Annotated in this window: 9 protein-coding genes, 3 pseudogenes and 1 riboswitch; of the genes and pseudogenes, 6 read left to right on the top strand and 6 right to left on the bottom strand. The window is 72.7% G+C overall.

Annotation, left to right across the window (positions count from 1 at the left end):
- Positions 1-432 precede the first annotated feature (432 nt).
- The 3 genes and pseudogenes from ACFY2B_RS07195 to ACFY2B_RS07185 all read right to left on the bottom strand — a co-directional run bounded on the left by ACFY2B_RS07195 (position 433) and on the right by ACFY2B_RS07185 (position 2,030).
- Complete coding sequence (locus ACFY2B_RS07195) at positions 433-1,269, bottom strand: ABC transporter permease (protein WP_390762148.1); 837 nt, start codon at positions 1,267-1,269, stop codon at positions 433-435.
- Positions 1,270-1,285: 16 nt separating this feature from the next.
- A pseudogene (locus tag ACFY2B_RS07190) lies at positions 1,286-1,732 on the bottom strand (ABC transporter ATP-binding protein); the annotation flags it as partial.
- Between the two features lie 163 nt (positions 1,733-1,895).
- Positions 1,896-2,030, bottom strand: coding sequence for a hypothetical protein (locus ACFY2B_RS07185; RefSeq protein ID WP_390762147.1), 135 nt, complete (start codon positions 2,028-2,030; stop codon positions 1,896-1,898).
- Positions 2,031-2,276: 246 nt separating this feature from the next.
- Here ACFY2B_RS07185 and ACFY2B_RS07180 point away from each other — a divergent pair, with 246 nt between their 5' ends.
- From ACFY2B_RS07180 to ACFY2B_RS07170, 3 genes are all read left to right on the top strand, one after another.
- Positions 2,277-3,098, top strand: a complete 822-nt coding sequence (locus tag ACFY2B_RS07180; protein ID WP_390762146.1) for a FadR/GntR family transcriptional regulator — start codon at positions 2,277-2,279, stop codon at positions 3,096-3,098.
- A gap of 473 nt (positions 3,099-3,571) precedes the next feature.
- Positions 3,572-4,396, top strand: coding sequence for an MgtC/SapB family protein (locus ACFY2B_RS07175; RefSeq protein WP_390762145.1), 825 nt, complete (start codon positions 3,572-3,574; stop codon positions 4,394-4,396).
- Positions 4,393-4,671: a hypothetical protein gene (locus ACFY2B_RS07170; protein ID WP_390762144.1), complete on the top strand. Its 279-nt coding sequence runs from the start codon at positions 4,393-4,395 to the stop codon at positions 4,669-4,671. The genes ACFY2B_RS07175 and ACFY2B_RS07170 overlap by 4 nt, the downstream gene beginning before the upstream one ends.
- Before the next feature lie 40 nt (positions 4,672-4,711).
- Here the strand turns inward: ACFY2B_RS07170 and metE are convergent, their stop codons facing one another.
- Positions 4,712-7,030, bottom strand: coding sequence for a 5-methyltetrahydropteroyltriglutamate--homocysteine S-methyltransferase (metE, locus tag ACFY2B_RS07165; protein ID WP_390762143.1), 2,319 nt, complete (start codon positions 7,028-7,030; stop codon positions 4,712-4,714).
- Between the two features lie 209 nt (positions 7,031-7,239).
- A riboswitch (cobalamin riboswitch) is annotated at positions 7,240-7,409 on the bottom strand.
- Positions 7,410-7,630: 221 nt separating this feature from the next.
- Here metE and ACFY2B_RS07160 point away from each other — a divergent pair.
- The 3 genes from ACFY2B_RS07160 (at position 7,631) to ACFY2B_RS07150 (ending at position 10,882) form a co-directional block, all read left to right on the top strand.
- Positions 7,631-8,263, top strand: coding sequence for a DUF1345 domain-containing protein (locus ACFY2B_RS07160; RefSeq protein ID WP_390762142.1), 633 nt, complete (start codon positions 7,631-7,633; stop codon positions 8,261-8,263).
- Positions 8,264-8,555: 292 nt separating this feature from the next.
- Positions 8,556-10,262, top strand: coding sequence for a histidinol-phosphatase (locus ACFY2B_RS07155; protein ID WP_390762141.1), 1,707 nt, complete (start codon positions 8,556-8,558; stop codon positions 10,260-10,262).
- On the top strand, positions 10,259-10,882 hold the full coding sequence (locus ACFY2B_RS07150; protein WP_390762140.1) for a hypothetical protein: 624 nt from the start codon (positions 10,259-10,261) through the stop codon (positions 10,880-10,882). Before ACFY2B_RS07155 ends, ACFY2B_RS07150 begins: the two co-directional genes overlap by 4 nt.
- 555 nt (positions 10,883-11,437) lie before the next feature.
- Here ACFY2B_RS07150 and ACFY2B_RS07145 read toward each other — a convergent pair.
- Both ACFY2B_RS07145 and ACFY2B_RS07140 read right to left on the bottom strand, forming a co-directional pair.
- A pseudogene (locus ACFY2B_RS07145) lies at positions 11,438-11,877 on the bottom strand (hypothetical protein); the annotation flags it as partial.
- Positions 11,874-12,808: pseudogene (locus tag ACFY2B_RS07140) on the bottom strand (DUF4132 domain-containing protein). The pseudogenes ACFY2B_RS07140 and ACFY2B_RS07145, both read right to left, overlap by 4 nt.
- Positions 12,809-13,062: the final 254 nt, after the last annotated feature.

Raw genomic sequence — 13,062 nt, 5'->3', positions numbered from 1 at the left:
CTCGGCGTGGCAGCCGGATCGTACGTTGTGCGGGGGTGAACGGGGGAGCCCTGAGCGGTGCCGACCGCCGCGCCGTTCGCAGGGTGCCGGCCGACTCTGAAAACACCGGCGGGTCCGGCACCGAAGGTGCCGACCGGTGAGCCGGCCGAGGACGTCGGCGCCGCAGCTGACGCCCCGAGCGACGACAGGACCAGGTCCGGCCTCGGCCTCGTCCGGTCCTCCTTCGGACTTCCACAGGTGCCGCATGGTGGCTGTCTCGGCCGCCATGGACCCGAGGCCGGGGCTGTCGGCCGGCCGCGTGTGTGCATCCTGGGTGACCCGGGTGACCAGCGGTCCGATCTCCCTGTCCGTGTGGAGCGCCGGGACCGGCCCGGTGCGGCGGTGTCGGCAGCCGCACCGGGCCGGTCCGGGACCCGGGCCGAGGCGCGTCTCTCAGTCCCGCTGCCACTTCAGCGCGCGCCGCTCGAAGACACCGATGACCGAGCTGGCGAGCACCACCATCGCCACGATGATCACCAGCGCGGCGAACAGCCCCGACGGGTCGAACTGCTGGGTCGACGTCATCGAGTAGTAGCCGAGTCCCTCGTCGGCCGAGATGAACTCGCCGGCGATGACGCCGATCATCGCGAACGACACCCCGGCCTTCAGACCGGCGAACAGCGGTACGGCCACCGACGGGACGACCACCTTGCGCACCACGTACAGCCGGGACGCGCCCATGGCCCGCGCCACCTCGACGAGCGGCTGGGGCACGTTGCGCATGCCGGAGTAGACGTTGAAGAAGACCAGGAAGAACACGATCATGCTGGCGATCGCGATCTTCGAGCCGATGCCCAGGCCGAACCAGAGCAGGAACATCGGCGCCAGCGCGACCTTCGGAATGCCGTTGATCGCGTTCAGTATCGGCTCCAGGATCTCCCCCACGATCTTCACCGCACCGAGCGCCCAGCCCAGCACGGCACCGGTCGACGCGCCGAGTGCCCAGCCCAGGACCAGCTCCTGGGCGGTCACCAGGATGTGCCGGTGCATGTCGCCGTCCCCGAGGACGTCGACCAGCTTGGCCACCACGTCGACCGGGTTGCTGATCAGGAAGTAGTCGATCAGCCGCCCGCTGACGAGCTGCCAGAGCGCCAGGATCAGCAGGACCACACCGAGCTGTCCGAGCAGGACGAGCCGGCCGTGCCGACCCCGCGCGTGGCCGCCGGACTTCTGCCGGACCACCCGCCCCCGTCGCATGGCGACTGGCTCCTGACCGTCGACGATCGTCATCGCGCCCTCCTTGTCCTCAGGAATCCAGATCGGTTTCGAGCAGGCTCCACAGCTCGTGGCGCAGCTCCTGAAAACTCTTCAGATCGGTGATGTTGTAGACGTCACGGGGACGCGCGAGCGGAATGTCCACCGTGCGCCGGATCCGGCCGGGACGACCGGTCATGACCGCGACCCGGTCGGACAGGGCGATCGCCTCGGTCAGGTCATGGGTGATGAAGACCACCGACGTCTGCCGCCGCTGCCACAGGTCCAGCACGGTCTTCTGCATCGTCGTCTTGGTGATCGCGTCGAGCGCGCCGAAGGGCTCGTCCATGAGCAGTACTTCGGGCTCGTAGACCATGGTGCGCGCGATGGAGCAGCGTTTCTGCATGCCGCCGGACAACTGCCGGGGATAGTGGTTCTCGAACCCGTCAAGCCCGACGATCTTGATCCACTCCCGGGCCCGTTCGATCCGCTCCGGCGGCGTTCTCCGGGAAGTGCGGACATGCGCGAGCGTCGTGCGGAGGAGGGCGGGGTGAGGTCGACGGCCCGACCTTTTTGTCTGTCCGGCGGGCGGTCGGTCGGTTCGAGGTGGGAGCGGGCGGTCGTCGTGGCGGCGGTTTTCCGGGGCGTCGGCCGGTTCGGGGTCAGCCGTTGCCCGGGTTCTTGGGGTTCTCGGCGTTCTTGGGGTTTTGGGGGTTCTCGGGGGTCTCCCCGAAGGACACCGACCCCCGCGGACGGTCCGTCGTGAACGCGTTCTCGTCGTACGGCGCGATCCTCATCGCTGGCCTCCGTCTGTCGCGCGGCCCGTGCCATCGCTCGACCAAGAAACCTTCTCGGCTCCATCAAGAAAGCTTCTTGGTAGGTTTGTGTCAAGGTAGGTGACGAGCTTTTCGGGATCGGTCGGCTGCGTGTGGAAATATGGAGGCCGATGCCTTGCGGGTACCTACTAAGTAGGTTAGGGTGAGGGGGTCGTCATGGTCCCGAGTCGTTTCACCGCCCGGCTCGGGAGATCCAGGGGGAGTGACATGTCCACGCCTCGTACGCCTGCGAAGGTGTTCCGCGGCAGGGTGGCCGACCAGATCGTCGAGGACCTGCGAGAGCAGATCCTCAGTGGTGCCCTGCCGGACGGTTCGCGGCTGCCGGCCGAACGTGAACTGGCCGCCCAGTACGACGTCAGCGGTCCCACGATCCGCGAGTCGATCCGGGTGCTGACCGCGATGGGTCTGGTCAGCAGTCGTAACGGCAGTCGGGCCACGGTCACCGCGCAGGGCGACACCCTGCTCGCCCTGTCCATCGCCTCGGTCGTCCAGGTGGAGAAGGTCAGCGCACGGGAGGTGCTGGGCCTGCTCGGCGTGCTCAACGCGTTCGCCGCCGAACTCGCCGCCGAGCGGGCCTCGGACGAGGAGATCGCCGGGCTGCGCGAGGCCGCCGGGCGGATCGCCGAGGCGCAGAACGTGGAGGATTCCGCCACGGCGTTGCAGCGGTTCTTCGCCACCCTCGCCGACATCTCCCACAACCCGCTGCTCGCCGCGCTGTGCCGGTTCATCTCCGAGGTGCAGATCGGGCTCGCGGTCAAGATGTCCGGCGGCGAGGGCGGCGACTGGGGCCGGGTCGCGGGGCGCTTGCAGCCCGCCCGGCTGGAGATCGTGGAGGCCGTCGCCACCCGGGATCCGGCACAGGCCGCCGCCGTGGTGCGCGACTACCACCGGCAGGCCGTCGAGCGGGTCATGGCGATGCGCAAGGGCGACGAGACCGAGCGCTCGGACGGACTCACCGAGGCGCTCGCCGCCTGGCTGCGGGCGAACGTCGGACTCGGCGGGCGGATCAGCAGGCCCCGCGAGGAATGACCGCGGCCGGCCCGCCCGGTCGTCACGGACTCTCACCCCACGCCACACGCCCTGACTGAAGCGGCGACCGGTGGTGCGAGAGGATCGCGCCGTACTCCGCCCCCGCGCCATCTGGGCGCCCGGACCGGACCGTGTGCCGCGGTTCGCGCCGTCGCCTCCCCGCACCACCGCGCCCCGGCCCGCGGCGCGACGACCCGGGCAGGGCCACCCGGCGCGATCTGCGACAAGGACGGGCAGAATTTGCATCGCTGTGCAAGTATGGAGGGTGCCGGACGCCCGGGAGGACCGGGCGCCGCCGACCGAGGAGGAGGTGAGCGACATGGATCGCAGCAGCGGTAGTAGCAGTCCCGGCCATACCGGGCCCCGCATTCCCATGTCCCCCCGCTCCTCGGGCATCCGGTAGCCCCCCGCCCCGCACCGGCGGCTGCCATGCCCTCGACCTGCCCCGTCACGACGGGGGAGGGGAGGTTCCCATGGCGAACCTGACCACTGTCGAATTCCTGCTGCGGCTCGCGGTGGGCGTCAGCTGCGGCGCCCTGATCGGCGTCGAGCGCCAGTGGCGCGCCCGCATGGCAGGACTGCGCACCAGCGCGCTCGTAGCCGCCGGGGCCACGCTGTTCGTCCTCTACAGCGTGGCCGTCGGTGACACCGGCAGCCCCACCCGGGTCGCGTCCTACGTCGTGTCCGGCATCGGCTTCCTCGGCGCCGGAGTCATCCTGCGCCAGGGCGGCGGCGTCCGCGGCCTCAACACGGCCGCCACACTGTGGTGTTCGGCGGCCGTCGGCGTGCTGGCCGCTTCCGGCCGGCTGGCGCTGTGCGCGATCGGTACGGCCGTCGTCCTCGGCGTCCACCTGCTGCTGCGTCCGGCCGGCCGGCTGATCGACCGGCTGCCGCAGCGCGACCCCGACACCGAGGGCGTGCGCGCGAGCGTCCACCTGGTCTGCGACCGCGCGGACGAGACCCACGTCCGCGCGCTGCTCACCCAGGCCCTCACCGGAGACGGGCTGGCCCCCACCGGGCTGCGGGTGCTGCGCGACGGCGAGGACACCACCGCCCTGCGCGCCGGTGTCTGCGTCACCGGCGACCCCGCCCGCAGCCTGGAGCGGCACATCGCCCGGCTCTCCCTGGAACCCGGCGTACGGGACCTGCACTGGCACCTGGACCACAGCCCCCTCGACACGGACCACGGCCCCCTGGACACCCGCCGTGGCCCCCTCGACACGGACCACGATCCCCTCGACACGGAACGGAGTTCTCTCGACACGGAACAGGAACGACGGGAGGCGAGAGCGGCATGAACGACCTCGACACACTGAGCGCACGACGCACCGTCCGCAAGGCCGCCCGGCGCCTCGCGGAGGACGCCCCGAAGCTCGCCGTCGGCTCCGCGGGCGCCTACCGGGCCGGTCTTGCCACCCGCGCGGCCGAACTGCGCAGGGCCGTGCTTCTCGCCTGGCTGTGTGGCGTGCCCGAGCGCGTCATAGCCGCCGACGGCGGTCTGTCCCCGAGCGTCGTCCACGAGTGGATCTCGGCCGGGAACCCGCCCGGCGAAGGGTCCGACGGGCCGGGATGAGGCACGACGCCCCGCCCCGGCCCGGACCGGGCGCCACCGGTCAGGACGTGGCCGGCTCACCCCGGACGGCGCGGGCGGCGGCGACCAGGTTCTCCAACGAGGCGCGGGCCTCCGGCCAGCCGCGGGTCTTCAGGCCGCAGTCGGGATTGACCCACAGCCGCTCGGCGGGGATCGCCCGCAGGCCGGTGCGCAGGAGCTCGGCGGTCTCCTCGGCGCTCGGGACGCGTGGGGAGTGGATGTCGTACACACCGGGTCCGGCCTCGCGCGGGTAGCCGTGGGCGGCCAGCTCACGCGCGACCTGCATGCGCGAGCGGGCCGCCTCCAGGCTGATCACGTCGGCGTCGAGGTCGTCGATGGCCTGCACGATGTCACCGAACTCGGCGTAGCACATGTGGGTGTGGACCTGGGTGTCCGGGCCCACCCCGCCGGTGGTGAGCCGGAACGCCTCGGTCGCCCAGTCCAGATAGGCGGCCCGGTCGGCGGCCCGCAGCGGCAGGGTCTCGCGCAGGGCGGGCTCGTCGACCTGGATCACCGGGGTACCGGCCGTCTCCAGGTCGCCGACCTCGTCGCGTAGGGCGAGGGCGACCTGCCGGCCGGTGTCGGCGAGCGGCTGGTCGTCACGGACGAAGGACCAGGCGAGCATGGTGACCGGGCCGGTGAGCATGCCCTTGACGGGGCGGTCGGTCAGGGACTGCGCGTAGGCGGTCCAGCGCACGGTCATGGGGTCCGGGCGGGAGATGTCGCCGGCCAGGATCGGCGGGCGGACGTAGCGGGTGCCGTAGGACTGGACCCACCCGTGCCGGGTGGCGAGATACCCGGTGAGCCGTTCGGCGAAGTACTGGACCATGTCGTCGCGTTCGGCCTCGCCGTGGACGAGGACGTCCAGGCCGGTCTTCTCCTGGAAGGCGATCACCTCCCGGATCTCGGCCTTGATCCGCTCCTCGTAGCCGGCGCTGTCGATCCGGCCGGTCCGCAGGTCGGCGCGGGCGGTGCGCAGGTCGGCGGTCTGCGGGAAGGAGCCGATGGTGGTGGTCGGCAGCAACGGCAGGCCGAGGCGGGCGCGCTGGGCCGCCGCCCGCACCGGATACGGCTGGTCACGGCGGGCGTCGGCCCCGGTGACCGCCGCCGCGCGGGCGCGCACGGCCGGGTCACGGGTGAGCGGCGAGGCCGCCCGGGAGGCCAGGTCGGCGCGGTTGGCGGCCAGTTCGGCGCTGATGGCCGCCGTGCCGTGGGCCAGGCCGCGGGCCAGCGTCACCACCTCCGTGGTCTTCTGACGGGCGAAGGCCAGCCAGCGCAGGAGCTGCGGTTCGATGTCCCGCTCGACCGACGCGTCGAGCGGGACGTGCAGCAGGGAGCAGGAGGCCGCCACATCGACCCGGTCGGCCAGACCGAGCAGCGTGCCGAGCGTGGCGAGGGACGCCGCCAGGTCGTTGACCCAGATGTTGCGGCCGTCGACGACGCCGGCGACCAGGCGCCTGCCGGGCAGTCCGCCGACCGCGGCCAGCGCGTCGAGCTGGGCGGCCCCGCGCCCGGTGAAATCCAGCGCGAGCCCGTCGACCGGCGCGTCGGCCAGCACGGGCAGGGCCTCGCCGAGCCGGTCGAAGTAAGAGGCGACCAGCAGCTTCGGCCGGTCGGCGCGACCGCCGAGGGCACGGTAGGCGCGTGCGACGGCGCCGAGTTCGGCCGGCGTGCGGTCCTGGACGAGCGCGGGCTCGTCGAGCTGCACCCACTCGGCGCCGGCCGCGCGCAGGTCGGCCAGGACCTCCGCGTACACCGGCAGCAGCCGGTCGAGGAGGGTCAGCGGATCGAAGTCCGCCGCGACCCCCGGCGCGGGCTTGGCGAGCAGCAGGTAGGTGACGGGGCCGACCAGCACCGGCCGGGCCGCGAGGCCCAGGGCGAGGGCCTCCGTCAGCTCCGCGACCTGCTTGGCCGAGTCCGCCGCGAACACCGTGTCCGGGCCCAACTCCGGCACGAGATAGTGGTAGTTGGTGTCGAACCACTTGGTCATCTCCAGCGGCGCCAGGCCCTGGGTGCCCCTGGCCATGGCGAAGTAGCCGTCCAACGCGTCCGCCGCGACGGCGGCCCGGTGGCGGTCCGGGACCGCGCCGACCATGACCGTGGTGTCGAGGACGTGGTCGTAGTACGAGAAGTCACCGGTGGGCACTTCGTCGATGCCGGCCTCGGCGAGCTGCCGCCAGGTGGCCCGGCGCAGTCCGGCGGCGGTGGCGCGGAGCGCGTCGGCGCCGACGCGGCCCGCCCAGTAGCCCTCGACGGCCTTCTTCAGTTCCCGGTGCTGTCCCTGACGCGGGTAGCCGTACACGGTGGCGCGTGCGGCCCCGGCTGTGGGCTCGGTGGTCACGGAGATCTCCTTCGCGAGACGATTCCCTGAGGTCCCGGCGACGGGACGGGGGCGCGAAGGGGTGCCGGACCGGACGGCACGATCACGCGTGGCAGCGTGTGTTCGTCCGCCTGGCCTCACTCCCCGGACGGTGTCCGGAGGTGTCCCCGACCCGCCCTCGGGGTCACCGGGATGTCCGCGCACGAGTGGTTCGCGCGCGGGCAGCGGGCAGGTCTTCGGACTCGCGGGCACGTCTCGTCCGTACGAAGCACAGAGCCGTACGAGACTCCTACTGGCCGTCGCTTCCCAGGCCCGGTACATCGGGCCCAGTGCGTATGACGGCGGTCGTTCCCGCTCACCGCTGCGGGGCAGTCCCGGATTTCCACCGGGTTCCCTCTTACGACGCGTCCCGTCCGGCTGACGGGGGCGAACCAGCTGCACCGGCCAGCCTACGGGGCGGGCCACGGTCGCGTCCGGTCGCGTCCGGCATTCGGATGGCGGACCGGCCCGTGCCGCCGCCCGACGAGCACCGGACGGCGTCCGTCCGTACCCCGGTGTGCCTCCCACCGCACGGCCGTGGCTGCCCTCGTGGCGGAGCCCCGGCCGCTACTGTTGCGGCCCATGGGTGCACGGTTGCCGCTCTCGGCGGTCTCCCGGCTGTTCGGATCGACGGCCGGCGGCGCGGTCGTCGGCGTGGCCGTCGGGCTGCCGACCGACCTGCCCCTCGGGCTTCTCGCCGGCATCGCGGCGGCGGAGACGTTCTTCGTGGTGGTGGGCTGGATCGTGCTGTGGCCCCTGGACGCCGAGGAGACCCACCGCAACATCCGTCGCGAGGACTTCCGTCCGGTCCTGGAGGAACTCGTCGTGGTCGTGGCCGCCCTGTGCGGGCTGCTCGGCATCGTGCTGCTGCTGTCGTTCGGCAAGTCGGCCGACGGCCATGCCGCCGCGGTCGCCGCGCTCGGCGGGGTCTTCATGGCCTGGGCGGCCCTGCACCTGATGTACGCGACGCGCTACGCCTACCTCTACTGCACGGCGTCCGGCGGCATCGACTTCAACTCGGACGAGCCGCCGGCGTACCGGGACTTCCTGTACTTCAGCTACAACCTCGGCATGACCTACCAGGTCTCCGACACCAGCGTGTCGAGTTCGACGATCCGTGCGGTGGCGCTGCGGCACTGCCTGCTGTCGTACGTCTTCGGCACCAGCATCCTGGCCACCGTGATCAACCTGGTCGTCGGGATCGTCTCGGGCTGACTCCGCTCCCGCGCCGTACCGGACGGTCCGTGCACGGCCCGGCCGGTGATGCCGATGGCCGAAAACGATGTGAGGGCGGCCGGTCGGCCGGCCGGCGGTGCGGGCCTGTAGTGCGGGATCGGGCGGACCCGCCGGTGCGGGAGGCGTCGGCGCAGCTCCGGGCGGGCGTCGACGCCCGCTGCACATCCGGCCTTCTTTGCCACACCATTGCCTTGATTCCCGCCGTTTACCAGAGCTTTGCAGACTCCACACGTCCCAAGCGTGCATGTCCCTGTTGTCAGCGGGAGTTGAAATGGGCCACGGCCACAGACACGACCACGGTCACCACCACCATCACCACGGGGGCGACGAGTCCACGTCCCTGCCGCCCGCGCTCGACCTGTCGGTGCCCGACGCGGAGTTGACGCCCAGCCAGCTGTCCCGGCGCTCCATGCTCCGCCGCACCGGACTGCTCGGCGCCGGCCTGGCGGCCGGCAGTGTCCTCGGCGGCGCGGGCCAGGCGGCCGCGTCCCCGGCCACGACGGCCAACGCGTCGCACGACTCCCGTTCGGGCGGCTACCTGTGGCTCGCCGGCGACCACCACATCCACACCCAGCACAGCAACGACGCCAAGTACCGCGTCATCGACCACGTCCGCCAGGGCAACGCGCACGGCCTGGACTGGATGGTGATCACCGACCACGGCAGCGAGACGCACGCCAAGATCGGTGTGGAGAAGGTCAACCCCGACATCGTCGCGGCCCGCGACAAGATCGAAGACACCCTGGTCTTCCAGGGCCTGGAGTGGAACATCCCCGCCGCCGAGCACGGCACGGTCTTCGTCCACCCGGGCAAGAACGAGGTCGCCGTGCTGAAGGAGTTCGAGAACTCCTTCGACGGCTCGGTCAAGAAGGCCACCGCGAACACCCCGGCCAACGAGGCGCTGGCCATCGCGGGCATCAACTTCCTCGCCGACCAGGTGCGCCGCCGCAAGGTCAAGGACGCCCTCTTCCTGGCCAACCACCCGGCCCGCAAGGGCATCGACTCCCCGCACGAGATCCGCGGCTGGCGCGACGCCGCGCCCGCCATCGCCGTCGGCATGGAGGGCGCCCCCGGCCACCAGGCCGCCGGTCTGCCGAAGCCGCAGGGTCCGGGCGGCGGCCGTGGCTACTACGACGGCAGCCCTGGCGCCGACTCGTTCGCCGGCTACCCGCTGGAGAGCTACCGCACCTGGGGCGGCTTCGACTGGATGACCGCCACCGTCGGCGGCCTGTGGGACAGCCTGCTCGCCGAGGGCAAGCCCTGGTGGATCACCGCCAACTCCGACTCCCACAATGTGTACGCCGACAGCGCCGTGCGCGGCCCGAACAGCAACTTCGAGGCCAACGGCCGCTACGAGGACCCGGTCTACGGCGGCGGTCTGAACCTGACGGACGGCGACTACTGGCCGGGCCAGTACTCCCGCACCCACGTCGGTGCCTCCTCCTTCTCCTACCAGGCGGTCATGGACGGCATCCGGGCCGGCCGCGTCTGGGTCGACCACGGCGGCCTGATCAGCGGCCTGAACGCGCAGCTGCGCTCCGGGTCCAAGTCGGTCACGCTCGGCGACTCCCTGTACGTGCGCCGGGGCAACCAGGTCGACCTGGTCATCGAGATCAGCCTGGCGGGCGGCCCCAACTGGTCCCAGTTCGTGCCCACGCTGGCCCGGGTGGACGTCATCCAGGGCGACGTCACCGGACGGGTCGCGGACAAGGACGCCTTCGCCACCCCGAACACCAAGGTCGTGAAGTCCTTCGAGGTGAACAAGTCGACCGGTTCCGTCCGGCTGACCTACTCCCTCGGCCGGGTGGACAAGCCGGTGTACGTGCGGCTGCGCGGCACCGACGGCAACCGCTCCGCCGTCGGCCTGAACGGCGCCGCCGTGGACCCGGCGGGTCCGGCCATGGACGTCCTCGGTGACGCCGACCCGTGGAAGGACCTCTGGTTCTACTCCAACCCGATGTGGGTCCTGCCCGCATGACGGCACCGCACCACGTGCCCGGCGTCCGCTCCGTCATCGGGGTGGACGCCGGCACGGTCAGCCTGCGCGAGGCGGATCACCTCGTCCACCGGCTGGCGGACGGACTCGGGCTGCCGGACGGCACCATCGCCTGCACCCATCTGGTCCGCACCGCCGACCGGCGGGGCACCACCGTCTCGTTCGCCCTGCCCGACGAGGCGGCGGCCCGTGCGGTGTGGCAGCGACTGACCGGCCCCGCCGACCCGGAGCCGGGCCTGGGCGCCGTGCTCGGCGACCGCACGCACGGTCCGGCACCGGCCGCCCGCACGGCGGAACCGGCCGTGGCCGAACACGTCCGCCGCAGCGGCGGGCGGGCCGTGCTCTATCCCGGCGCGGACCGCCTCACCGGCACCGTCACCCTGGCCGACCTGCTGGCCATCTCGGCCATCGAACGGGTCGTCGTGGTCGGCGCGCCCTTCGCCGCCGAGCCGGATCCCCGGACACCGGTGGTGACCCAGGACCACGTACGGCCCGAGTGGCGGGACGGCCGGCTGACCCTCGCCCTGGTCCCGGCCGCGGGCGGGACACTCGCCCCCTTCGAGGTGCCCAACCCCACACCCTGCTGCGCCGACCACTCCTGACGGCCCCGCAGCGAGCGCCGACCGGTTCACCCCGGCCCCGCACCGGCACCGCCCCGGGCCGCCGGTGCGGGGGAGCGGTGCCCCGCGCCCCTGGCCGCGGCGCACAGCGCACGGTCGGCCTCCACCAGGTACCGGGCGGCAGCCAGCCAGCAACGGGCGAACCTTTCCCGGTCGACCGGCCGGAGACGGCCGAAGGGATCGCGGGAGCGGTCCGCCGCGGCCGAGTGCAGGGCGTCGAGGGGATCGGCGGCCGTGGCGAGGCCGTGCCCGCGCAGCCGCCGGCGGTCCGCCGTGTCACCGGCGGAGAAGGCGAGAACACGTCGGCCGCCGGCCGCCGACTGGTGGATCCGGCGGCGCAACAGGTACGGCGGAGCCTCCTCGGGCACCGGCTCGGGAACCGCCCCGGCCGCCGGTGGCCGGCCGATGGGCAGATCCGCGCGCAGCAACCGGTCGAAGCCCAGGTCCAGATGCGCGCCGGGCTCCGCCGGATGACCGGTCGCGAGCAGCAGGGCAGGGGGATGGGCGGGCGGGGCGAGCCGGGCGACGATCCGCAGCGAAGGTGGGCAGGAAGTGCGGCACGGTCCGGCCGAGCCGTTCGCCCAGCGCCTCGAAGTCCTCTTTGGCGGCGCCCGGCCGGGAACCCGCCTGGCGGGCGAGCCGCTCCACGTCCTTGACCAGGGCCGGCGCGTGGTGCCCGTTAGCCGGGTCGTTGACCAGCGCCCAGGCGGGGAAGCCCAGCGTCTCCCGCCGCACCTGGCCCACTTCGGGCGTCCGCGGGTCGCGCACAGGCCCAGGAACTCCAGGGCGCGGTCCTCGGCCTCGCCGAGGGTGCCGGGCACCAGCCGGACCACCCGCCGCTCGCCGAGGGCGGGATGCCCGTAGGAGCGCACGGTGAGGACGTCGGCGTCCTCGCGCGCCGTGCTGCCCGGCGGCAGCACGGCGCCGGCTTCCAGCAGCGCGGCCGTGGTCGTGTCGTCGTACTCCGTGTGCGTCATGCGGCCCGCTCCTCGTCCTCCAGGTCGCGCCCCGCGTACAGCGCGGCGGCCATCCGCATGCCCTCCGACCAGGCGACCGGACCCACCGGACCGAGCTTCAGCACCCGTCCGGCGGGATCGGTCCACAGCAGGGGGCCGGTCTCGGCCTCCTCGTAGCCGTCGTAGTCGCCGGCCCAGACGCGGGCCTCGGTGCCGCGGCCCCCTTCCAGCACGGAGCAGACGGCGTGCCCGCCGCGCACCCGGTAGCGGAGCTGGGCGGCCCGGCCGTGCAGGAAGCGCAGTTCCTTGAACGAGCCGCCCGCGTACTCCACGATCTCGGTGCCCTCGGTGCCCTCGGTGCCCTCGGTGCCCTCGGTGCCCTCGGTGCCCTCGGTGCCCTCGGTGCCCTCGGTGCCCTCGGTGCCCTCGGTGCCCGGTGCCGCCGGGCGGTGCCACACCTCACGGAAGCGCTGTCCGACGCGCTGCTCGACACCGAGTTCGACGGCGAACTCCCGCAGCTCCTCCAGGTCGTCGAGGAACACGGGGTGCGGGACGCGGACCAGTTCCGGGGCGATGCGCACGGTGTCCCGTCGAGGTCGACGAGGCCGAGCCCGTGTTCGGCGTCTGCGTCCCTGAGGAAGCCCGCGACCTCGCCGTCGGCCCCGGTGACGACCATGTCACGCAGCGTGGACCGCCAGGCCGGGTCCGCCCACACCCCGGTGACGACGGCGAGCGGCACCGGCGGCGAGCGCACCATCCACCGCTCCACGTCGGCCAGGCAGCGCTGTTCGTGCCGCTCCAGCCATTCGGCGAGCTGCCGCAGCCCGGCGACCGCGGGATCGTCCGCGAGCTTGGCCGGAACCGACTTCAGCCGCCGTCCGGCCGCGTTGCGGCACACCACCTTCCCGCCGTCGAGGGCGACCTCGTAGTCGCCGGCCGTCACCCACCCCATATGTGCCTCCCGCACCGCATTGATCAAGTGACGGGAACTCTGGGGCGGGCCACTGACAACGCCCCCGGCGTCCGCGGGACCCGGTTTCGACCGGGCACCTGGTGGATCCGGCCACGGAGCAATCGCTTACCGTCCCGAGGCCAGTGGCGTCGCTATGACTCGATCGAGTGAAGCAAGGACCCCGGCTGTGCAGAAGCTGTGGACTGTCTGTCGGTGGCGCGCGGAAGTGATGTGGTGGTACCGGGAACTTGACC

The organism is Streptomyces sp. NPDC001270, from assembly GCF_042896695.1.
Taxonomy (GTDB): Bacteria; Actinomycetota; Actinomycetes; order Streptomycetales; family Streptomycetaceae; genus Streptomyces.
The sequence above is the reverse complement of the archived record's forward strand: the minus strand, read 5'-3'. Positions and strand labels throughout refer to the sequence as shown.

Excerpts from the sequence above, each read along its gene's own strand:
- ACFY2B_RS07195 (WP_390762148.1), bottom strand. The coding sequence starts at position 1,269 with ATGACGATCGTCGACGGTCAGGAGCCAGTCGCCATGCGACGGGGGCGG.
- ACFY2B_RS07185 (WP_390762147.1), bottom strand. The coding sequence starts at position 2,030 with ATGAGGATCGCGCCGTACGACGAGAACGCGTTCACGACGGACCGTCCG.
- ACFY2B_RS07180 (WP_390762146.1), top strand. The coding sequence starts at position 2,277 with ATGTCCACGCCTCGTACGCCTGCGAAGGTGTTCCGCGGCAGGGTGGCC.
- ACFY2B_RS07175 (WP_390762145.1), top strand. The coding sequence starts at position 3,572 with ATGGCGAACCTGACCACTGTCGAATTCCTGCTGCGGCTCGCGGTGGGC.
- ACFY2B_RS07170 (WP_390762144.1), top strand. The coding sequence starts at position 4,393 with ATGAACGACCTCGACACACTGAGCGCACGACGCACCGTCCGCAAGGCC.
- ACFY2B_RS07160 (WP_390762142.1), top strand. The coding sequence starts at position 7,631 with ATGGGTGCACGGTTGCCGCTCTCGGCGGTCTCCCGGCTGTTCGGATCG.
- ACFY2B_RS07155 (WP_390762141.1), top strand. The coding sequence starts at position 8,556 with ATGGGCCACGGCCACAGACACGACCACGGTCACCACCACCATCACCAC.
- ACFY2B_RS07150 (WP_390762140.1), top strand. The coding sequence starts at position 10,259 with ATGACGGCACCGCACCACGTGCCCGGCGTCCGCTCCGTCATCGGGGTG.